This window comes from Rhizobium sp. C4 (genome assembly GCF_021026315.1).
Taxonomy (GTDB): Bacteria; Pseudomonadota; Alphaproteobacteria; order Rhizobiales; family Rhizobiaceae; genus Ensifer_A.
The window spans coordinates 338924-360911 of record NZ_JAJNCX010000001.1; the positions used below are offsets into that span (position 1 = coordinate 338924).

General features: G+C 62.4%; 20 protein-coding genes and 1 pseudogene. 10 read left to right on the forward strand and 11 right to left on the reverse strand.

Translation table 11 applies throughout. The annotated features are described in order from the left end of the window. Positions 1-10 precede the first annotated feature (10 nt). Both LQK84_RS01620 and LQK84_RS01625 read right to left on the reverse strand, forming a co-directional pair. Positions 11-808: an ABC transporter ATP-binding protein gene (locus tag LQK84_RS01620; RefSeq protein WP_230826851.1), complete on the reverse strand. Its 798-nt coding sequence runs from the start codon at positions 806-808 to the stop codon at positions 11-13. 8 nt (positions 809-816) lie between these two features. Next, a complete protein-coding gene (locus LQK84_RS01625; RefSeq protein WP_230826852.1) occupies positions 817-1962 on the reverse strand; it encodes an ABC transporter permease in 1146 nt (381 codons plus the stop codon). 138 nt (positions 1963-2100) lie between these two features. Here LQK84_RS01625 and dgcA point away from each other — a divergent pair, with 138 nt between their 5' ends. Continuing rightward, positions 2101-3084: an N-acetyl-D-Glu racemase DgcA gene (dgcA, locus tag LQK84_RS01630; RefSeq protein ID WP_230826853.1), complete on the forward strand. Its 984-nt coding sequence runs from the start codon at positions 2101-2103 to the stop codon at positions 3082-3084. Here the strand turns inward: dgcA and LQK84_RS01635 are convergent. The 8 genes from LQK84_RS01635 to LQK84_RS01670 form a co-directional block, all read right to left on the reverse strand. Further along, on the reverse strand, positions 3036-4259 hold the full coding sequence (locus tag LQK84_RS01635; protein ID WP_230826854.1) for an MFS transporter: 1224 nt from the start codon (positions 4257-4259) through the stop codon (positions 3036-3038). The two genes, dgcA and LQK84_RS01635, sit on opposite strands and share 49 nt — an antisense overlap. A gap of 135 nt (positions 4260-4394) precedes the next feature. After that, complete coding sequence (locus LQK84_RS01640; protein ID WP_230826855.1) at positions 4395-4715, reverse strand: TfoX/Sxy family protein; 321 nt, start codon at positions 4713-4715, stop codon at positions 4395-4397. A gap of 3 nt (positions 4716-4718) precedes the next feature. Further along, entirely contained in the window at positions 4719-6332 is a 1614-nt protein-coding gene (locus LQK84_RS01645) for an NTP transferase domain-containing protein (RefSeq protein WP_230826856.1), read from the reverse strand. Beyond that, entirely contained in the window at positions 6329-7024 is a 696-nt protein-coding gene (locus LQK84_RS01650; protein WP_230826857.1) for an XdhC family protein, read from the reverse strand. The genes LQK84_RS01645 and LQK84_RS01650 overlap by 4 nt, the downstream gene beginning before the upstream one ends. Then, on the reverse strand, positions 7024-7353 hold the full coding sequence (locus LQK84_RS01655) for an XdhC family protein (protein WP_230826858.1): 330 nt from the start codon (positions 7351-7353) through the stop codon (positions 7024-7026). Before LQK84_RS01655 ends, LQK84_RS01650 begins: the two co-directional genes overlap by 1 nt. 235 nt (positions 7354-7588) lie before the next feature. Continuing rightward, positions 7589-8827, reverse strand: coding sequence for a vWA domain-containing protein (locus LQK84_RS01660; RefSeq protein WP_230826859.1), 1239 nt, complete (start codon positions 8825-8827; stop codon positions 7589-7591). 4 nt (positions 8828-8831) lie between these two features. Next, the gene (locus tag LQK84_RS01665; protein WP_230826860.1) at positions 8832-9761 is read right to left on the reverse strand and encodes an AAA family ATPase; all 930 of its coding nucleotides are present in this window, start codon (positions 9759-9761) and stop codon (positions 8832-8834) included. Between the two features lie 35 nt (positions 9762-9796). Beyond that, positions 9797-10291: a flavin reductase gene (locus LQK84_RS01670; RefSeq protein WP_230826861.1), complete on the reverse strand. Its 495-nt coding sequence runs from the start codon at positions 10289-10291 to the stop codon at positions 9797-9799. Positions 10292-10461: 170 nt separating this feature from the next. Between LQK84_RS01670 and LQK84_RS01675 the strand changes: the two genes are divergently transcribed. The 9 genes and pseudogenes from LQK84_RS01675 to LQK84_RS01715 all read left to right on the forward strand — a co-directional run bounded on the left by LQK84_RS01675 (position 10462) and on the right by LQK84_RS01715 (position 19966). After that, positions 10462-11565: an ABC transporter substrate-binding protein gene (locus LQK84_RS01675; protein ID WP_230826862.1), complete on the forward strand. Its 1104-nt coding sequence runs from the start codon at positions 10462-10464 to the stop codon at positions 11563-11565. 94 nt (positions 11566-11659) lie between these two features. After that, on the forward strand, positions 11660-12334 hold the full coding sequence (rpe, locus tag LQK84_RS01680; RefSeq protein WP_230826863.1) for a ribulose-phosphate 3-epimerase: 675 nt from the start codon (positions 11660-11662) through the stop codon (positions 12332-12334). A 107-nt stretch (positions 12335-12441) separates the two neighbouring features. Next, on the forward strand, positions 12442-13749 hold the full coding sequence (gene purB, locus LQK84_RS01685; protein WP_230826864.1) for an adenylosuccinate lyase: 1308 nt from the start codon (positions 12442-12444) through the stop codon (positions 13747-13749). Between the two features lie 114 nt (positions 13750-13863). After that, the gene (locus tag LQK84_RS01690; RefSeq protein ID WP_230826865.1) at positions 13864-14631 is read left to right on the forward strand and encodes an SDR family NAD(P)-dependent oxidoreductase; all 768 of its coding nucleotides are present in this window, start codon (positions 13864-13866) and stop codon (positions 14629-14631) included. Positions 14632-14647: 16 nt separating this feature from the next. Next, a pseudogene (locus tag LQK84_RS01695) lies at positions 14648-14785 on the forward strand (adenylosuccinate lyase); the annotation flags it as partial. Between the two features lie 92 nt (positions 14786-14877). After that, on the forward strand, positions 14878-15339 hold the full coding sequence (locus tag LQK84_RS01700) for an EF-hand domain-containing protein (protein WP_230826866.1): 462 nt from the start codon (positions 14878-14880) through the stop codon (positions 15337-15339). Between the two features lie 152 nt (positions 15340-15491). Then, on the forward strand, positions 15492-15692 hold the full coding sequence (locus LQK84_RS01705) for a YgaP family membrane protein (protein ID WP_230826867.1): 201 nt from the start codon (positions 15492-15494) through the stop codon (positions 15690-15692). A 12-nt stretch (positions 15693-15704) separates the two neighbouring features. Then, positions 15705-16673, forward strand: a complete 969-nt coding sequence (locus LQK84_RS01710) for an efflux RND transporter periplasmic adaptor subunit (RefSeq protein ID WP_230826868.1) — start codon at positions 15705-15707, stop codon at positions 16671-16673. Positions 16674-16768: 95 nt separating this feature from the next. After that, on the forward strand, positions 16769-19966 hold the full coding sequence (locus LQK84_RS01715; protein ID WP_230827272.1) for an efflux RND transporter permease subunit: 3198 nt from the start codon (positions 16769-16771) through the stop codon (positions 19964-19966). 268 nt (positions 19967-20234) lie between these two features. On the opposite strand, the gene LQK84_RS01720 is transcribed toward LQK84_RS01715, so the two are convergent. Beyond that, the gene (locus LQK84_RS01720) at positions 20235-21866 is read right to left on the reverse strand and encodes a long-chain-fatty-acid--CoA ligase (protein WP_230826869.1); all 1632 of its coding nucleotides are present in this window, start codon (positions 21864-21866) and stop codon (positions 20235-20237) included. Positions 21867-21988 lie beyond the last annotated feature (122 nt).

The window sequence follows — 21988 nt, forward strand, 5'->3', positions numbered from 1 at the left end:
GTTTCAAATTTCATCCATGCCCGCTTGCGGCAGGCTTCACAATCGTTCTTGCCCTTTTTCCCCGGAAATAGGCCTGAACCCATGGGTCGTCGAAGGCCAGCATATCCTCGATGGTGCCTTCGACCAGAACCCGTTTCTGCCCCAGAACTGCGATACGATCACAAACCGAAAACAGACTGTCGAGATCGTGTGTCACCATGTAGACGGTGAGACCCAGCGTATCACGAAGGCGGGCAATCAGTTCATCGAATTCGGCGGCTCCGATCGGGTCGAGACCCGATGTCGGTTCGTCGAGAAAGACCAGATCCGGGTCGAGCGCCAGGGCACGCGCGAGCGCCGCGCGCTTGATCATGCCGCCCGACAGCTCCGAGGGAAACTTGTCGGCCGCATCCGGCTCAAGGCCGACCAGCTCGATCTTCAGCCGCGCGAACTCATCCATCATCTTCTGCGGCAGATCCAGATATTCCCGCATCGGCAGCTGGATATTCTCCTTCACCGTCAGGGCCGAGAACAGCGCGCCATGCTGGAAGAGAACGCCGAGCCGCGTATCCATGTCGACGCGTGCCTTGGCGTCCAGCGAATCGTAATCGTGGCCGAGGATCGAGATCGTGCCGGATCTGCGCGGCACGAGCTTGAGGATCGTGCGCATCAGAACCGACTTGCCGGTGCCCGATGCGCCGACAAAGCCGAGGATCTCGCCGCGCCGGACATCGAGGTTCAGCTTGTCGAGCACCACCTTTGTGCCAAAGGCCACGGTCACGTCCTTGACCGAAAGGATGATGTCGTCGTTTTGCACTTCGTCCGCCATCACCCGCCTCAAAACTTGATTGCCGCATAGAACATGGCAAAGAGCCCGTCCATGAGGATGACAACGAAGATGGCGCGAACGACCGAAGCCGTGACGTGGAGACCGAGCGATTCGGCGCTGCCGCCGACCTTGAGCCCCTCGACGGCTGCGACGACGCCAATGACCAGCGCCATGAACGGCGCCTTCAGCAGGCCGGCAATGATCGTTGAATAGTCGACGGCGTGCCTGAGGCGCGACAGGAACACCTCGAAGGTGATGCCCGAATAGGACCATGCCACGACGGCGGCACCGGAAAGGGCCGAGAAGTTGGCGATGATGGTCAGAAGCGGCAGGGCGATGATCAGAGCCACAAGCCGCGGAAAGATCAGAACGCCGACGGGGTTGAGGCCCATGACGGTCAGCGCATCGATTTCCTCGCGCATCTTCATCGAGCCCACTTCCGCCGTGATCGCGCTGCCGGAGCGGCCAGCGATCATGATGGCGGTCAGGAGCACGCCGATTTCGCGCAATTGCAGGATGCCGACGAGGTCGACGACGAAGACTTCCGCCCCGAAATAGCGAAGCTGGAACGCGCCCTGCTGCGCGATGATCGCGCCAATCAGGAAGCTCATGAGGATGATGATCGGCACCGCGCCGACGCCCATGCGATCGATCTGGTTGACGATCGATGCCGGCGACACGCCCGAGCCGCGACCGAGTTTCAGCTGCGCGCCGCTCACTGCCGAGCCCAGAATATGCATCGACATGAGGATATCTTTCCACAGGTCGACCGTGACTTTGCCAATCGGGGTCATCAGGCGCACGAAGAGCCCGTCGCGCGGCGGCTTCGGGGACGTATCCTCCTTCAGCCGCTCGGGGAGCGAACTGATGAGATCGAGATGCGACTTGTTGGCGTTGACAACTTCGGTCTCGCCGCCCGCCGACGTGATCAGCCGGCGGATGAGCCAGGCGCCGGACGTATCGAGGTGCTCGACTGCAGCGATGTCGATGACTGTGCGACCGGAAAACGATTCGCCCTCGAGCGCCATCATCTGCTGGCCCGCATCGCGCAGCGATGCCTGTCGCCAATCACCCGAAAGGGTCACAACACGCTCGGCGCCGGAGCCACGCTCCTCGACCTCGAAAACGGCTTTTTGTGCCGGCAAGAAACTCATCCTCGTTGACGCATCCCCGGAGGGACAGCTGCCCCGACGCCTCAGTTCTGGCGTCCCATGCTTTACTCTTATATAGACCAAGCTCCCGCCGGCGACAGCCCGACCCCACCATTAACGACTTTCGTGCAAGGCAAAATCATGATCCGTTACGCCGAAGCCACAATCGAGAGCTTCCCGATTGCAGGCAGCTTTACCATTTCCCGCGGCTCCAAAACATCGGCAGACGTCGTCATGTGCACTATTCGCGAGGGTGGTAACGCCGGACGCGGCGAATGTGTTCCGTACCGCCGCTATGGAGAGACGATTGAAAGCGTCATGGCCGAAATCAACGCCATTCTGCCGATGGTCGTGGAAGGCATGGATCGCAACATCCTGCAGTCGCTGATGAAGCCGGGGGCTGCCCGCAACGCAGTCGACTGCGCACTCTGGGATCTCGAAGCGAAGAAGCGCGGCATGACGGTGATGGAGGCGATGGGCCTCAGCATCGCGCGGCCGCTCGTCACCGCCTACACGATTTCGCTGGGTTCGCCCGAGGACATGGCCGAACAGACGGCGAAATGGGCGCATCGCAAGCTTCTGAAGGTGAAGGTCGGCACAGCGGACGACGAATCGCGCATCCGCGCCATCCGCGCCGCCGCTCCCGACAGCGCCATCGTGCTCGACGCCAACGAAGGCTGGAGCGCTGACAATCTGGTGCATCATCTGAACGTCGCAGCCGAATGCAATATCGGCCTGATCGAGCAGCCACTGCCGGCTGGCCAGGATGAATTGCTGGCGCGCATTCCGCATCCCGTGCCGATCTGCGCGGATGAAAGTGCCCATGAGACGGAAGGGCTGGAATTGCTGCGCGACCGCTATGACGCGATCAACATCAAGCTCGACAAGTCGGGCGGCCTGACCGAAGCGCTGAAGATGAAGAACCGTGCCCGTGAACTCGGCTACGAGGTGATGGTCGGCTGCATGGTCGGAACGTCGCTCGCCATGGCACCGGCCGTGCTGCTTGCGCAGGATGCCGATTTCGTCGATCTCGACGGGCCTTTGCTGCTGGCGCGCGACCGCACGCCGGGCCTTGTCTACGACGCGTCGTTCGTCCTGCCGCCTGCCCCCGCCCTCTGGGGCTGATAGAGCCAGCCGGCGAGCACGAAGAGCGTTCCGGCAATCGCCAGCACGCACATGAACAGGAAGCTGACGCCGCCGAAGCGGTTGAAGACGAAGCCGCAGAAGAAGGTCGAAACGGCGAGGAAGATGTTGCTGTAGAAGAAATACAGCCCCTGCGCCGTTGCTTCCTGATGCCCCGGCACGCGCAACGTGATCAGACGCTGCAGGCCGAGATGGGCCGTGGCGAAGGTGAACGCGTGCAGGACCTGCAAGGGAATGAAGCTGTAGAAATCCGTCGCCAGCGGGAACGCAGCCCAGCGCACGATCGACATCAGCGTTCCGGCAAAAATCAGCTGCCAGATCGAAAAGCGGCGCAGCAGCCAGCTCGACCACAGAAACACGCAGACTTCCGCCGCGACACCCGCGCCCCAGAGAAGCCCGATCTGCGATCCGGTGATGCCGACCTGCTCCCAATAGAGCGAGGAGAAGGTGTAGAGCATTGCGTGGCTGGAGCCGGAAACCGTGACGCCGATCAGCACGAGGAGGAAATCCGGCTTGCGGAAGACCCGCTCGTCAGGCAGCACGACGGCCGGTTCGGTGATCGGACGCAGGCGGCTGACGCCTGTCTTCGGCGCGATCAGGCCACCGAGAACCGTCAGGAAAAAGCCGAATGTGATGGCCGGCAGCACCGAGCTTGCCCCATGCGCGCCGACCAGATAGCCGCCGGCGAGCGTTGCCACGATGAAGAGGATCGAGCCCCACATGCGCATGTGGCCATACTGGTATCCCCAGCGGCGCGCGCCGGTCATCATCAGCGATTCGGCAACCGGCGAGTAAGGCGAATAGAATGCACCGAGCAGCCCGTAGATCAGCAGGACCGGCCAGAAGGTGACCGAATAGAACATGGCGCCGCAGGTGATGAGCGACGTCAGCCCCGACCAGAACAGAACCGTCGCGCGCTCGCCAATCCGGTCCGACAGTGCGGCGACAACGGGCGCGATAATGACGCGAACGATCAGCGGAACGCCGGTGATCAGGCCGATCTGCCAGTCTGCCAGATGCAGCGACTGAAGCCAGACCGGGAAATAGGGCATGAGAAGCGCATTGGTGATCATGGGCGCGCAAAAGGTCATCGCGGCCCGCGTTCTGTAATAGAACGGCGCTTGCCCGAACTGGGCATCCGAAAGAACAGTGGTCATTTGCTACCTGGAGGCGTGTGTCCGCGGAAAATGCCGGGACGACTCGATTGCTAACACGCTCTTATGAGGTACGCCAATCAGCCTTTTTCATGGCTGGATCAATTCCGTGAAAACACGGGCCGACGTGTGACTTTTTTATCGGCTTCGAAGCGCGGCACCCAAGGCTGTGCGGGCGAGCTGCGCCATCTCGTCCGGATCGTCCCAGCCGATTTCCGGCATCGACCAATAGGGCATGGACACGTCCTTGCCGGTTTTCTTGTGCTGATAGGTCCAGCGCACGCCGCCGGCCTCCTCATATTGGGCGGCGCATTCGGCGTCCCCCTTCAGCAACATGCGGTCGCGCAGCCAGATCGCGATAATCTCACCATCGCTATAGATGCCCTTGCCGCCGAACATGCGGCGGATCGAAATGGGGGCGACGGCCTGAAACATTTCCTCAAGCTGGTCATTGTCCATTGCTTACCCCTTCAGAACGCCGCCTGCCGCTTCGATCGCCTCGATCGTATCGACATCGAGATGGGCGGCCTCGCCGATCTCCACATCGATGACCGGCAGGCCGCTCTTCTCGATAATATGCCGCGCGCCGACATCGCCCTCGAGGCGCAGCAGCGCCGGATAGAGCGTCTTCGGCAGGATGACCGGATTGCCGCGCTTGCCGGCGGAGACCGCTCGCACGATTGCGATACCGCCCTCGCTGCGGAACGCCTCGATCAGCTTGGAATAGTCCGACGACGTGACGCCCGGCATGTCGGCGAGCGCGATGACGACGCCGTCCATCTCACGCAGCGCCTCGACGCCGACGCGGATCGAGGAGGCCATGCCGGAGGCGAAATCGGGATTGCGCAGCGCTTCGACGTCAAGCCCATCCAGCGCCTGCTCGACCTCTTCGGCGCGATGGCCCGTCATGACCGCGACCTTTTCAGCGCCGCTGCCAAGGGCGGCTTCAACGCTGCGGCGGACCAGCGGTTCGCCGGAAAATTCGGCCAGCAGCTTGTGCTTCTCGCCGCCCATACGGCTGGCGCGGCCGGCGGCGAGAACGGCAATGCCGACGGTTGGACGATGCGGCTCCTCGGTTGCCTTTTCGCGCGGCAGCGGGCGCAGCGGAATTTCCATGAGAAGGCCTCCGACGCCCAGAGCTGCGGCATCGGCCTGATGGGGCCGCTCGCCGGCAAGAATGCGGTTCAGGATCCAGTCGAAGCCGTTTTCCTTCGGGCTTCTGGCGCAGCCCGGCGCGCCGATGACCGGCACGTTGCCGACATAGCCGAGAACCAGAAGATTGCCCGGATCGACCGGCATGCCGGCAATGGCAAGTTCGCCGCCCGCCAGACGGATGGCTGCGGGGATGACGTCATCTTCGTCCGTCATGGCGGATGCGCCGAAGACGATGACGAGGCTGTAACGGCTGGCAAAGTCGGCGATATGGCCCGCCACGGCCTTCGCGTCATGCGAACAGCGCGTTTCCTCGGCGATCCGGCTGCCGCTCGGGCGGAGCCGGTCGTCGGTCAGCCGCCGCGTCTTGTCCATGACGGAGGGTTTGAGCGAGGGGAGCATGGTGGCAATCAGGCCAGCGGTCAGGCTCCTGAACGGCGTGACCGAGAAGGCGGAGCCGGAGGCGAGCAGCGCCCTGCCCCGTTCCGCCAGATCGGCAGCGACGGCGAGCGGGATGATCTTGATCGTGGCGACGAGATCGCCCTTGCGCACCGGCGCGCGGTCGGCAAGTGTGGCGAGCGTGAGCGCGGGGTGGATGGCATTGAAGGCATCGACCAGAGCGCGGTCGGCGCGGAAGAGACCATTCGCCTCGGCATGGAAATTGACGCGGCCGGTTGCGGCGGGCGATGCGCTGAAGCCTTCGGCCTTGAGGGCCTCGGCGACCAGGGATGCGGCTTCGTCTTCGCCGATATCGCCGGGCTCAAGGCGCGCGGCAATCACTGTCTCGACGCGGGCGGCGGCTAACGTAACGATATCCGCTTCCGTCACGACATGTCCCTTGGGCAGGCGTCCACCTTCGAACATCACCGAATGGGCGAGCACGCAGGCCTTCGCCTCGGCAACCGGGACCGCGCCAAAGATCATGCGCCTGCCCCGATGGGCCGCTTGCGCAGCGCCTGAATGATGTCAGCGAGGATCGAAACGGCGATTTCACCGGGCGAGGATGCGCCGATGTCGAGCCCGATGGGCGCGGAGATGCGGGCGATCTGCGCGTCGGAACAGCCGGCCTCTTTCAGTCGATCGATGCGCTTGGCGTGGGTCTTGCGGCTGCCCAGCGCGCCGACATAGAAGCAGCCGGTTTTCAGCGCGGAAACAAGCGGATAGTCGTCTATCTTCGGATCATGAGTCACCGCGACGAGCGCCGTGAAGGCATCGAGCGGGCGATGCTTCAGCACATCCTCCGGCCAGTCGGCCGTCAGCGTCACGCCGGCAAAGCGTTCGGGCGTGGCGAAGGCCGTGCGCGGGTCGATGATTTCCAGATCGAAGCCGGCCGCAGGCGCCATGACGGCGAGCGCCTGGCTGATATGGACCGCGCCGATGACGACGATTTTCGGCGGCGGAACGTGGACGTTCAGGAAGAAGCTCCAGCCGTCCAGTTCCACCAGCCCCGACTTGCCCGTGAGAAAAGCCTTGGTCAGCGCCTCTGCGGGAAGCCCCGGCAGCGTATCGCCTTCAAAGGCCAGACGGTCCTCGCCATTGGAAATGTCGGTCACGAGGATAACGGCGCGGCGGGCGCGCTTGGCTTCGTTCAACTGTTTCAGGATTTCGATGCGCATCAGGCGACCTTCTCGACATAAACGCGGATACGGCCGCCACAGGAGAGACCCACGCGCCAGGCCGTTTCATCCGCCACGCCGAATTCCAGCATGCGCGGGCTGCCTGAGCCGATGACATCCATGGCCTCGGTGATGACCGCGCCTTCGACGCAGCCGCCGGAGACGGAACCGTGGAAATTGCCTTCGCCGTCGATCACCAGATGGCTGCCGACCGGGCGCGGCGCGGAACCCCAGGTCTCGATAACGGTCGCCAGCGCCACATCACGCCCTTCCGCCTTCCAGCCTTCCGCAATCGAGAGCGGATCGTCTAAGCCAGCCATGTCGTTCATAAGCGCCTCCGTTTGTACTCATATGGGGACCATGCCCCCTCTCTTGGAATTTCTAGCACTTAGCTGAAGCTAAGATGCTGAAATTCCTTTCTCCCCCTCCAGGGGGGAGATTGGAGCGAGGAGGCGCGGCATTCTCCCCATCTCCCCCTTGGAGGGGGAGAAAGCAAAATCACGATCTTAGCCAACGGCTAAGTCGTAGATTTTGCAAGAGAGGGGGTCGATGACGCCGCCCCGATCAAACCCGCCCCAGATACCGTCTCGGATCAGCCTTGCGCCCGCCGCCCTCACCCGAAAGCGCGGCCACCAGATCGCCGATCGCTTCCAGATTATGCACCGGGCGGAACTCGTCAACATGGGGCAGCATGGCGCGGACGCCGCGGGCGCGGGCCTCGAAACCATCGAAGCGCAGCAGCGGGTTCAGCCAGATCAGGCGCCGGCAGGAGCGGTGCAGCCGGTCCATCTCGGTTTCCAGCTCCTCGATACTGTCACGCTCCAGCCCATCGGTGATGAGGAGCACGCTGGCGCCCTGCCCCAGAACGCGGCGCGCCCAGAGGCGGTTAAACTCGCGCAGTGTCTCGCCGATGCGCGTGCCGCCCGACCAGTCGGTGACGGCAGCCGAACAGGCGTCGAGCGCTTCGTCCGGGTCCTTGTGGCGCATCTGGCGGGTGACATTGGTCAGCCGCGTGCCGAAGACGAAGGTGTGAACGCGCCGCCGCTTTTCCGTCATGGCGTGGAGGAAATGCAGGAAGATACGGGTATATTGGCTCATCGAGCCGGAAATATCGGCGAGGATCACCAGCGGCGGATGCACGGTGCGGCGCTTCTTGAATTTCGGCAGCAGCAGATCGCCGCCCGTCTTCATGCTGGCGCGCAGGGTCTGGCGGGCATCGAAGATCAGCGGCCGGTTCGATGGGCGGAAACGGCGGGTACGGACCTCGTCGAAGGGCAGATGGATCTTCGCGATCTCGGCCTTCGCAATGGCCAGCTCCTTCGCCGACATCTGGGCGAAGTCCATCTTGCGCAGCACTTCAGAGCCCGACATGGTGAAGCGGGCGTCGAATTCGATTTCCGGTTCTTCAGGTTTGGCGCTGCGGCGATCCTTTTCGGCGACCAGCGCATCGGCGGCGCGGGACTGGCCGGCGCGGTTCTTTTCCTTTTGGCCGACATTCGGCGTGCCGGGCAGCATCATCTGCATCATCTTGGCGATGAGTTCGCGCGAGCGCCAGAACAGGCGGAAGGCCTCATCAAAGACGGCCTTGTCCTCATGGCGCTTGACGAAAACCGAGAAGAGCGCGGTGTAGAATTCCTCACGCGAACCGATGCCGATGGCCTCGACGGCCTCCACAGCGTCGATCACCGCGCCGGGGCCGATCTTCAGCCCCGCCTTGCGCAACGCGCGGGCGAAATAGGTGATGTTGTCGGCAAGCCTGCCGTCATCTGCCCTGCGCCCAGCGATTTCGCCCGAGACATCCATCGTATCAGCCTGCGGCCAGCAATTCGGCCTTCACTTCGGAGAGGATCTTGGTGCCCTCGCCGCCCTGAATGCGCGAGATGTCGTCCTGATATTTCAGCAACGTGCCGAGCGTGTCGGCAATGGTTTCCGGATCGAGCGCAACGCGGTCGAGTTCGGTCAGCGCGGTCGCCCAGTCGATGGTCTCGGCAACGCCGGGGTTCTTGAACAGATCGACCTCGCGCAGCTTCTGCACATAGGCGACGACCTGGCGCGCCAGCATGTCGTTGCAGCCCGGCACCTTGCGCGAGACGATTTCCAGCTCCTGCTTCGCATCCGGATAGCCGACCCAGTGATAGAGGCAGCGGCGTTTCAGCGCGTCATGCACCTCGCGGGTACGGTTCGTCGTGATGATGACGATGGGCGGTTCCTCGGCGCGGATCGTGCCGTATTCGGGGATCGTCACCTGAAAATCGGACAGGACTTCGAGAAGGAAGGCTTCGAACGCCTCGTCGGTGCGGTCGAGTTCGTCGATCAGGAAGACCGGCGCGCGGCCGGCGGGCGCGGAAATGGCTTGCAGGACCGGACGGCGGATCAGGTGCTTTTCGGAAAAGATGCTGTTTTCCATCTCGCCGCGATCGGTGGCGCCGGAGGCTTCCGAGAGGCGGATTTCCAGCATCTGCGCGGGATAGTTCCACTCGTAGACGGCGGACGAGATATCGAGGCCTTCATAGCATTGCAGGCGGATCAGCGGCCGATCGAGCGCTTTCGCCAGAACCTTGGCGACCTCCGTCTTGCCGACGCCGGCATCGCCTTCCAGGAAAAGCGGACGCTTCAGCTTGAGCGCCAGAAAAAGCACCGTCGCGAGCGAGCGCGAGGCGAGATAATCATGGCTCTCAAGAAGGCTGGCGGTCTCGTCGATGGATTGCGGCAGCGGCCGCGCAGTCATGCCGGTCATGAACTCTGGAGTCTCCTCATCTCGTGAGGAGGACTCTATATCGCGTGATAGCTCCGGTCCATATAAACAAGAGACTGATCTTTGGAGCCCAGGCGCAGGCCGACAACCTCGCCGAAGAAGATGTTGTGGGTCGAGACCGATTTCGTGTCGACGATGCGGCAGTCATAGGTGGCGATCGCATCTTTCAGCGCCGGCGCGCCTGTGACAAGCTCGTCCCATTCGGCCATGGCGAAACGCTCTTCGGCGGGAAGCTTGGTGAAGCCGGCAAATGTGTCGGCCAGACCCTTGTGATGCGCCGCCAGCGTATTCAGCGCGAAGACGCCGCTTTCGAGGAAGATGTCGTTATGCTCGTTCTGGCGGTTGAGGCAGACGAGAACCATCGCGGGACTGTCGGAGACCGAGCAGGCGGCGGTAATGGTCACGCCACGTCGCACGCCCTCATGCGCCGTCGTCACGATCTGCACATGGCCGGCATAGCGGGCCATGGCGTCGCGATAGAGCTTCGGATCGATACCGGGTGCGCTCAACACTTCATTCTCCAGTCTGTTCTTCAACCATAAACATAAGCAGGGAATCTTAAGATTCATCGCCCCGATACCGACAAATTGCCGTTTTCGCCCGACACGTGGTAATTCCGTTTGAAGCGGACACCGCATCCCACTATTCTTTTCAACACGATACGAAACGGATGCCGCACCGGATGACCAAGCTCCTCCTGACAACCGCCGCTCTTCTCAGCCTGCTTTCTGCCGGTCTGGCAGAGGCCAAGGGCCTGACGATCGGCGTTGTTGCGCCCGATGACGGACCGTTTGCGGTCCTCGGCAAGCAGATCATGGCAGGCGCGAAGGCCCAGGCGGAGGCGGCGGGCAACAGGATCCTGGCGGTGCCGGAAAGCTGCGCGCCCGAATCCGGCGTCGATGTCGCGAGCCGCCTGATTGCCGGCGGTGCCTCTGTCGCCATCGGCTTCCTCTGTGCTGACTCTCTCATCGGCAGTGCACAGGCGCTGAAGGATGCGTCCATTCCGGCCATCACGCTGTCGGCACGTTCGAAGGTTCTCTTCGAAGATGCGGTCAAGCATGGCTGGCCGATCTATTCGCTGAGCTCCCGCCCCGGCGAGGAGGCAAGCGCCACGGCGGGCTTCATCGCGGGCGCATGGGCCGGTTCGGCAATTGCGCTTCTTGACGACGGCACGCTGAATTCGCATGAACTGGCCGCCAATATTAGACTGGAGCTGGAGGCCAAGGGCATCAAGCCCGTTCTGGCCGAGGCCTTCAGGCCCAGCCTTGACAACCAGAAAATCCTGGTTCGGCGCCTGCAGAAGGCGGGCGTGTCCGCCGTTTACGTGGCAGGTGCGCGAAGCGACATCGCCGTGATTGCGCGGGACGCGGCCGGAACCGGGATCAGCTTCATGGGCGGGGATCAGCTTCTTGCCGCCGACGAGGGCGTTGCGCTGCCCGATGGCGTTCTCGCCGCCATTCCGGTGCGCTGGGGCGAGCAGCCGGAAGCCTCGGCCATCGTGCATGCGCTCGGCGAGCAGAACATCGTGGCGGAGGGCTATGTCCTGCCGGCGCATGCCGCCGCGCAGATCGTGGAAAAGGCGGAAGCGATGATCAGCGACAAGCAGGATCTGGCCGCCTCCATTGCCGGCGGAAGCTTCGACACGGCAATCGGGACGGTGACCTTCGCGAAGGATCATTTCCGCGCCGAAAACATCTATCGTCTGATGGCATGGCGCAACGGCGCCTTTCAGCAGCCTGTCCCTCCAGCCTCGCAAACGCCCACGAAACAGGGCCAGACACAATAATATCGTTTTAAAGGAGAGGCCTCCTCCCCCGCGCCATTGCCGCCGCGGGAAAGCGATGTTACGGCGCGGCAACGAATTTACGGAGGCAAGCCCCATGAAACCCATCCGCATCGCGCCCTCGATCCTGGCATCGGACTTCTCGAAGCTCGGGCAGGAAGTTCGCGACGTCGTTGCCGCCGGGGCCGACTGGATCCATCTCGATGTCATGGACGGGCATTTCGTGCCGAACATCACCTTCGGGCCGGATATCATCAGGTCGCTGCGCCCGCATACGGATGCCGTCTTCGATTGCCACCTGATGATTTCGCCGGCCGATCCCTATCTCGAAGCCTTCGCCAAGGCGGGCTGCGACTACATCACCGTTCATGCCGAAGCCGGCCCGCATCTGCATCGCTCGCTGCAGGCGATCCGGGCGCTTGGCAAGAAGGCCGGCGTTTCGCTGAACCCAGCGACGCATGAAAGCGTGCTCGAATATATTCTCGACGATGTTGATCTCATTCTTCTGATGAGCGTCAACCCCGGCTTTGGCGGACAGAAATACATCCACGCCGTCACCGAAAAGGCCAAGCGCGTCCGCGCCATGATCGGCGATCGTCCGATCGAGCTGGAAGTCGATGGCGGGATTACGCCGGAAACCGCACCGGCGGCCGCAGCGGCGGGCATCAATGTGCTCGTGGCCGGCTCCGCCGTCTTCAAGGGCGGCAGCGTCGAGAGCTATAGCAGCAACATTTCGGCGATCCGCGAGGCGGCAGAACGCGGCCGCGCTTAATCAACCGCGCCGATAGGCTGTGTCTCATGTCCGGCATGCGTTGAGATTGCCGGCCATGTTTGCTATGGCGCGGGCAACGATATTCCAAACCGCAAAGGCGAAGGCCCATGATCCCGCGCTACTCCCGCCCTGAAATGGTGGCCATCTGGTCGCAGGAAACCAAGTTCCGCATCTGGTTCGAGATCGAGGCCCATGCCTGCTTCGCGCTCGCAGATCTCGGCGTCATCCCCAAGGAGGCCGCGCAGAACATCTGGGACAAGGGTTCCGCCGCCAACTTCGACGTTGCCAAGATCGACGAGATCGAGGCTGTCACCAAGCATGACGTGATTGCCTTCCTCACCCATCTGGCGGAATTCATCGGTCCGGACTCGCGCTTCGTGCATCAGGGCATGACCTCGTCGGACGTGCTGGACACGACCTTCAACATCCAGCTCGTCCGCGCCGCCGACATTCTGCTGGCCGACATGGACAAGCTGCTGGCTGCGCTGAAGAAGCGCGCCTTCGAGCACAAGGACACGGTGCGCATCGGCCGTTCGCATGGCATCCATGCCGAGCCGACGACGATGGGCCTGACCTTTGCCCGTTTCTATGCCGAGATGAGCCGCAACCGCGACCGTCTGGTTGCCGCGCGCGCTGAAGTCGCGACCGGCGCGATCTCGGGCGCTGTCGGCACGTTTGCCAATATCGACCCGAGCGTCGAGGAACATGTCTGCGAAAAGCTCGGCCTCAAGCCCGAGCCGATCTCGACGCAGGTTATTCCGCGCGACCGTCATGCGATGTTCTTTGCGACGCTCGGCGTCATCGCCTCGTCGATCGAAAACGTCGCCATCGAAATCCGCCACATGCAGCGCACGGAAGTTCTGGAAGCGGAAGAGTTCTTCTCGCCCGGCCAGAAGGGGTCGTCGGCCATGCCGCACAAGCGCAATCCGGTTCTGACGGAAAACCTCACCGGTCTCGCCCGCCTCGTGCGCATGTCGGTGGTGCCGGCGCTGGAAAACGTGGCGCTCTGGCATGAGCGCGACATTTCGCACTCCTCCGTCGAACGCGGCATCGGCCCGGACACGACGATCACGCTCGATTTCGCGCTGAACCGGCTCGCCGGCGTTGTCGAGAAGCTGGTGATCTATCCGGAAAACATGCTGAAGAACATGAACAAGTTCAAGGGCCTGGTGATGAGCCAGCGCGTTCTTCTGGCCCTCACCCAGGCCGGCGTGTCGCGTGAGGACAGCTATCGCCTCGTCCAGCGCAATGCGATGAAGGTCTGGGAAAAGGGTGCCGACTTCCTGGAAGAACTGCTCGGCGACGACGAGGTTCGTACTGCCCTTTCGGAAGAGGACATCCGCGAGAAGTTCGACCTCGGCTATCACACCAAGCATGTCGACACGATCTTCCGCCGGGTCTTCGGCGAGGCGTAAGCCTTTCTGCAAAAGCCTGAATTGAAGCCGGTAGTGCCAAGCTGCCGGCTTCTTTCGTTTGACGACTCGCCCTGACCTTCTATCGTGCTTTCAGTAACATCAGGAGTTTCTGACATGGCAGGACGTTTGGCAGGCAAGGTCGCAATCGTTTCGGGTGGAGCCACAGGCATGGGCGGGGCATCGTCCAGCCTGTTTGCGGCGGAAGGCGCAAAGGTCGCGATCATCGACCACAATGCGGAGGCAGGTGCGGCCAAGGTTGCGGAAATTGAAGCGGCCGGTGGCGTCGCGATGTTCCAGCAGGCGGATGTGTCGAAGGCCGATGAGGTCAACGCTGCCGTGAAGGCCATCGAGGCGGCATACGGGCCGGTCACGGTGCTGTTCAATCATGCCGGCACGATCGTCATCAAGCCCTTCCTTGAGACGACCGAGGAGGAATGGGACTGGCTGCATGATGTGAACGTCAAGTCGATGTTCCTGATGACCAAGGCCGTGCTTCCGGGGATGATTGCTTCTGGCGGCGGGTCGATCGTCTGCACCTCCTCCATCTCCGCAGTCGCGGCGACGCCCATGGAAGTGCTTTACGATACGACCAAGGGGGCCGTGCATATGTTTGCCCGCGCCATTGCCGTCGAATTCCGCGACCGCAACATCCGCTGCAACGCCGTCTGCCCCGGTTTCGTGCGCACGCCGCACGGGCTTCGCGAAGTGACGGACTTGCAGGCACTCGGCGTCGATGTCTCGGAAGCAGCGCTTGCCGCGCAGCAGGGCCGGATCTGCGAGCCGGAAGAGGTGGCAAAAGCCGCCCTCTTCCTCGCCTCCGACGATGCGAGCTTCGTCAATGGGGCGCATCTCTTCGTGGACAATGGCTTCACCGCGCTTTGATCATGGACGATGCGCGGATTTCCTGGAGAAACTGCCTGCCGACGAAGGGGGTCGCGCAGCACTGTCCGAACAAGAAATCCGCGAGACGTTCGAGCTCGGCAATTGCACCAAGCATGTCGACACGATCTTTCGCCGGGTCTTCGGTGAGGCGTAAGCCTGTTTAATTAGCGATTGATACATATCAATCTAATTATGTGATTTCTCCACTAGTGTCCCTCCTGCGGGTCAGATTAGTGGAGAAAGATCATGTCAAACTACACTCGACAGGCACTTGCAACGGCATTCGCCTTATCCCTTCTGGCGGGCGGTGCGGTCGCGCAGCAAGGCGCCGGTGCGGGGCGTATGGGACCGCCCGACAACACGCCCTTCAAAACCATGGATACAGACGGCAACGGACGGCTTTCTCTGGCTGAAGTCGATGCATGGGCGGAAGGTGTCTTTGGCGCCATGGATTCGAATTCCGACGGCAAGCTGACCCTTGAAGAATACATGGCCGTGCGAATGGGTCCCGGAGCATCGGGAACGGGCAATGCGAAGCGCCAGGCCCAGATGCAGACGTCAAAGGCAGGTCGCTTCAAAACCATGGACACCGATCATGACGGAATGGTCAGTCACGACGAGTTCATCGCTGCGGCACATGCCCGCTTCAATGCCGCAGGCGGTCAGAAGGGTGGCGTCGGCAGAAAGAACTGGATGAAATCCCAGTAGCACCCGTCACCGGCCTGCCGTGTCTCGTGCAGGCCGGTCACTCATTCATTAGAACATCGGCCAAACTGACGAATAACAAGCTTTAGGGCTTGAAACATATATCTTATTATATATATGTTTTCCTGAATTCAAAACAGACTGGAGTCTCTGCCATGACACTCGACCGCGCCGTTCTCGCCTTTGCCGGCATCATGACCCTTCTTTCGGTCCTGCTGACCGTTTTCGTATCCCCCTATTTCGTCTGGTTTACAGTCTTCATCGGGGCTAACCTCTTACAATCCGCATTCACCGGGTTCTGCCCGGCTGCGATGATCTTCAAGCGGTTCGGCATCAAGGCCGGCTGCGCATTCTGAAGGACTGCCTCGATGCAAAAGACATGGATGGTCGCCGGCCTGCTGGCGCTCGCGAACCCGGCGCTGGCCGGCTCGCTCACGCTGCAGCCGACCGACATGACCGAGTGGAAAGCCGTTTACGGCCAGGTTGAGGCCAAGGACACGGTGCCGGCACGCGCGCGCATTGGCGGCGTGATCACCGAGCTCACCGTCACCGAAGGCGATGTTGTGAAGGCCGGGCAGACGATTGCGGTCGTGCGCGACGACAAGATCGACTTCCAGCTGGCCGCCTATGACGCGCAGCTGAAGGCGCTTGAAACGCAGCTTGCCAATGCACAGTCAGAGCTTGCCCGTGGCACGGCGCTGGTCGGCAAGGGCATCACAACCCAGCAGCAACTCGACCAGCTCAAGACCAGCGTCGATGTTCTGGGCAGCCAGATCGTGGCTCTGACTGCGCAGCGCTCCGTCTCTGTCGAACAGCAGAAGGAAGGCGATGTGCTGGCACCGGCCAATGGGCGTGTGCTGCAGGTTCCCGTGACCAAGGGTGCGGTCATCATGGGCGGCGAGCCGGTGGCGACCATCGGCGGTGGCGGCTTCTTCCTGCGTCTTGCCATTCCCGAACGGCATGCGAGCGCGCTGAAACAGGGCGCGAGCATTCACATCTCCGCCGGCGGGGCCAAGGAAACGGGCAAGCTCGTCAAGATCTATCCGGAAATCACCAATGGCCGTGTCGCCGCTGACGTTGAGGTGGCCAAGCTCAATTCCGATTTCGTCAATGCCCGCGTGCTGGTGGAAATTCCGGTGGCGACGCGCAAGGCGCTTCTCGTGCCGCAAGCAGCAATCGTCACCCGCTCCGGCATCGATTTTGTCAGCGTCGAAGAGAGCGGCAAGTCTGTCGAGCGTGCCGTCATCCTTGGCGAAAAGATGGAAGACAGCAATCCGCCCATGGTCGAGGTTCTGACCGGTCTGAAAGCTGGCGATGCCGTGGTGACACCGAAATGACCGACGATAACAACAAGAATCCAACCACGCCGGGCCATGAAGAGCCAGGCCCCTGGCCGGTTGAGCATCATCATGAAGACGCCGAGGATGCGGGCATGCGGGATCTCGGCATTGCCGGGCGTCTCACCAAGGCCTTCATCAAGTCGCCGCTCACCCCCCTCTTCCTGCTGGCCGCCTTCGCCTTCGGGATGGTGGCGCTGATCAGCCTGCCGCGCGAGGAAGAGCCGCAGATCTCCGTGCCGATGGTCGATATCATCGTGCAGGCGCCGGGGCTGAAGGCGGAAGATGCCGTGAAGCTCGTCACCGAGCCGCTGGAAACGGTGGTCAAGAGCATCGACGGCGTCGAGCATGTCTATTCGCAGTCCGGCGACGACAATGTCATGGTCACGGCGCGCTTCAAGGTCGGCACGTCCTCCGATGCTGCCGTGCTGCGCGTCCATGACAAGGTCATGGCGAACATGGACAAGATCCCGCTCGGCATTCCGCAGCCGATGATCGTCGGGCGAGGCATTGACGATGTCGCCATCGTCTCGCTGACGCTGTCGCCGAAGTCGGAAGCAGCCGATCGCATTACCGCCAATGACCTCACCCGCATCATGCGCGAGCTGCGCACCGAAGTCTCGAAGATCGACAATGTTGGCCTGACCTATCTGGTCGGCGAGACGGGCGAGCAGATCCGCATTGCGCCCGATCCGGCCAAGCTTGCGCTCTATGGCGTGACGCTGCAGCAGCTGGCCGGCAAGGTACAGAGCGCCAACAGCGCCTTCCCCGCCGGCACCGTCCGGAAGGATAATCAGGAACTTGGCCTGATTGCCGGCGAAACGCTCTCGACGCCCGCCGAGATCGGCAACCTGCTGCTGACATCGCGCGATGGCCGGCCGGTCTATGTCCGCGATGTCGCAACCATTTCGCTGACGACGGATACCGCCGACCTGCGTGTCGCGACCGTCACCAAGACTGACAAGGGCGTTGATGGGGGCGTTGAGCGCGTCCCGTCCGTCACGCTGGCCGTCGCCAAGCGCGCCGGCTCCAATGCGGTGACGGTGGCCGAGGCCGTGCTGGCACGGGTCGAGCTCATGAAGGGCGATCTGATCCCCGGCGACATGCATCTGGAAGTCACCCGCAACTATGGCGAAACGGCCAATGAGAAGGCCAACGAGCTGCTCTACCATCTGGGGCTCGCGACAGTTTCGATCATTCTCCTCGTCTGGCTCGCCATCGGGCGGCGCGAGGCGCTGGTGGTGGCCATCGTCATTCCGGTGACGATCCTGCTGACGCTCTTTGCCTCGAATGTCATGGGCTATACGCTGAACCGCGTTTCGCTCTTCGCGCTCATCTTCTCCATCGGCATTTTGGTCGATGACGCCATTGTCGTCATCGAGAACACGGCGCGGCATTGGGGCATGCATGACACGCGGTCCCGCCGGCGTGCGGCCATCGAGGCCGTGGCGGAAGTCGGCAATCCGACGATTGTCGCCACGCTGACCGTGGTAGCAGCCCTCCTTCCCATGCTCTTCGTCTCGGGCATGATGGGGCCATACATGAGCCCGATCCCGGCCAATGCTTCGGCTGCGATGATCTTCTCCTTCTTCGTCGCCGTGATCGTCACGCCCTATCTGATGCTGAAGGTCAGCGGCAAGGCGCCCGTTGTCCATCATGACGAGGCGCATGGCGGCAAGCTCGGGCAGCTTTATGCGGCCGTTGCCCGGCCGATCCTGAAGACGAAGGCGCGCAGCTGGATCTTCCTGCTGGCCGTCGGCGCGCTGACGCTCGGCTCGCTCAGCCTGTTCTATACGAAGCATGTCACGGTGAAGCTGCTGCCCTTCGACAACAAGTCGGAACTCTCCGTCATGATCGATCTGCCGGAAGGCGCCTCCGTCGAGGCGACCGACCGGGTGGCGCAGGATATCGCGCGCGTCGTCGTTGACCTGCCTGAGGTCGTCTCCGTGCAGACCCATGCCGGGACCGCCGCGCCCTTCAACTTCAACGGGCTCGTGCGCCACAGCTATATGCGCGCCCAGCCCTATATGGGCGATGTCGCCGTCAACCTCACCGGCAAGGGCGAGCGCGACCGCTCGTCCCACCAGATCGCGCTGGACATCCGCCAGCGCATCGCAAAGCTTTCGGTTCCTGCCGGCACGAGCCTGAAGGTGGTCGAGCCGCCGCCGGGGCCGCCGGTCATGGCGACGCTGCTTGCCGAAATCTACGGCCCCGATCCGGAAACGCGCCGCAAGGTGGCCGCCCGTGTCGAGGAAGCGTTCCGCAGCGTTCCCTATATTGTCGATATCGACAATTCCTATGGCACGCAGGCTGAGCGCGTCCGCCTGACGGTGGATACCGACAAGGCCGAGTTCTTCCATGTCGAGGAAAGCGACGTGTTCAACACGATCTCGATCCTCAATGGCGGGCAGACAGTCGGCTATTCGCATCGCGGCAACGGCCGTACGCCGATCCCGATCCGGGTTCAGCGGGCCAAGGGCGACCAGCAGCTCAACGAGGCCTTCCTGACAACGCCGATCCCGGCCAATGTCCTGCCCGGCGGCAATGGCGTGGTCGAGCTGGGCGATGTCGTGAAGGTCACGAACGAGCTCTCCTCCTTCCCCGTCTTCCGCCACAATGGCCGCAGCGCGGAAATGGTGACGGCGGAGCTCGCCGGTCAGTTCGAGGCACCGCTTTACGGCATGCTTGCGGTGCAGGATGCGCTCGACAAAATGGATTGGAAGGACCTGCCGAAGCCGGTCATCGCGCTGCATGGCCAGCCGGAAGACGAGCGTCATCCGACGCTACTCTGGGATGGCGAGTGGGAGGTGACATGGGTCACGTTCCGCGACATGGGTGCGGCCTTCATGGTGGCGCTGCTCGGGATCTATATCCTCGTCGTCGCGCAGTTCGGCTCGTTCAAGCTGCCGCTGGTCATCCTGACGCCGGTGCCGCTGACCTTCATCGGCATTCTCGCCGGCCACTGGATGTTCGGTGCGCCCTTCTCGGCGACTTCGATGATCGGCTTCATTGCGCTGGCCGGCATTATCGTCCGCAACTCGATCCTGCTGGTGGATTTCATCCGCAACAGCGACATGGAAGGTCGGACGATGACCGATGTGCTGATCGAGGCCGGTGCGATCCGCTTCAAGCCGATCCTGCTCACCGCGCTGGCCGCCATCATCGGCGCGGCGGTGATCCTGACCGACCCGATCTTTCAAGGGTTGGCGATCTCGCTACTCTTTGGGCTGGCATCGTCGACCGCGCTGACCGTTCTCGTCATCCCGGCGATCTACCGGGTGCTGCGGACGTGAGGACACGCTTGAGAGTCTGAATCAAAATCCCCGCTCAACTGTCTGTTGGGCGGGGATTTTTTGTCCCGTCAATTCCTCGACCGTCCTGCCGTGACGCCCCCTCACCGCGCCTCCACCGCGCTCGGCGCACCTCTCCCCAAGGGGCGAGGAGGCCCGCGACGCTGCTGCACATATTCCCGCTTCTCCCTTTGGGGAGAAGGTGGCCCGAAGGGCCGGATGAGGAGTTCCCACGAGCCGGCGCGATCATCACCGGCCCGTGACCCCGAACTTACGACGCCATCGGCAGCCTGTATTCCTTCATCTGCTCGCGCAGTTCGGTCTTCAGGATCTTGCCGGTGGCCGTATGCGGGATGGCATCCACGAAGACGACATCGTCCGGCATCCACCACTTGGCGATCTTGCCGTCCATGAAGCCGAGGATATCGGATTTGGACGGATTGCGGCCTTCCTTCTTCACGATGATCAGCAGCGGGCGTTCGTCCCATTTGGGATGGGCGACACCAATCACCGCCGCTTCGGCCACATCGGGATGGCCAACCGCGAGATTTTCCAGATCGATCGAGGAAATCCATTCGCCGCCGGACTTGATCACGTCCTTGGAGCGGTCGGTGATCTGCATGTAGCCTTCAGCATCCATATGGGCGACGTCGCCCGTGTCGAACCAGCCGCCCTCATCGAACTGCTCGGCGCCCCTGCCCTTGTAGTAGGAGCTCGCCACCGCCGGCCCGCGCACCTTGAGCCGGCCGAAGGTCTTGCCGTCCCACGGACGCTCGACATCCTCGTCGTCCGTTACCTTCATCTCGACGCCGAAGGGCGCATGGCCCTGCTTCATCTGGACATCGTAGCGCGCCTCGCCCTCGAGCTTGTCATATTCAGGTTTGAGACTGCCGAGCGACCCGACCGGGCTCATCTCCGTCATGCCCCAGGCATGGACGACGTCAACGTCATAGTTCTCCTTGAAGGTCTTGATCATCGAGCGCGGGGCAGCCGAGCCGCCAATGACGACCGAGCGGAGATCCGGCAGCTTGCCGCCTTCCTTCTCCATGAATTGCAACAGGCCAAGCCAGACGGTCGGCACGGCCGCCGTGACGGTCACGCGTTCGTTGGTCAGCAGGCTGTAGATCGACTTGCCGTCCATGCCCGGTCCCGGCATGACGAGCGTTGCGCCCACCATCGGGGCCGAGAGTGCAATCCCCCAGCCATTGGCGTGGAAGAGCGGCACGACCGGCATCAGGCGGTCACGCGAGGAAAGCTGCATGGCATCCGGCTGGATGCAGATCAGCGAGTGCAGCACGTTCGAGCGGTGCGAATAGACGACGCCCTTCGGGTCGCCCGTCGTGCCGGATGTGTAGCACATGCCGGCAGCGGCGCGCTCGTCGAGGTCCTTCCAGACGTAATCGTCATCGACTTCCGCCAGCCAGTCCTCGTAAGGCACGACATTCGGCAGGCTCGTCTGCGGCATATGGGCGGCATCCGTCAGCACGATCACCTTTTCAAGCGACGGAACCAGCGGCGCGATCTTCTCGACGATCGGCATGAAGGTGATGTCGACGAAGAGGAAACGGTCTTCCGCATCGTTCATGATCCAGGCGATCTGCTGCGGGAAAAGGCGCGGGTTCAGCGTATGGTAGACAGCGCCGCAGCCCATGATGCCGTACCAGGCTTCAAGGTGCCGCCAGGTGTTCCAGGCCAGCGTCCCGATCCGGTCACCGACCTTGATCCCATCCTTCTCCAGCCGCTTTGCCAATTGTAGCGAGCGACGGCGCACCGTGGCATAATCGGTGCGATGGATGGGTCCCTCGACAGACCGGGAAATCACCTCGCGCCTGCCATGAAACAGGCCAGCGTGGTCGATAACCTTGTGGCAAAGCAGCGGCCAATCCTGCATCAAACCGAGCATATTCACTCCTCCCAAAGTGGTTCTGAACGCCAGAGTACCCTGACAGAAAACGCGCGCAAGCCCAAACTTTCGTCTTAGATCTTGAAATCACTTTTGTTTTTTGCATTGCAACATAAGCTGCA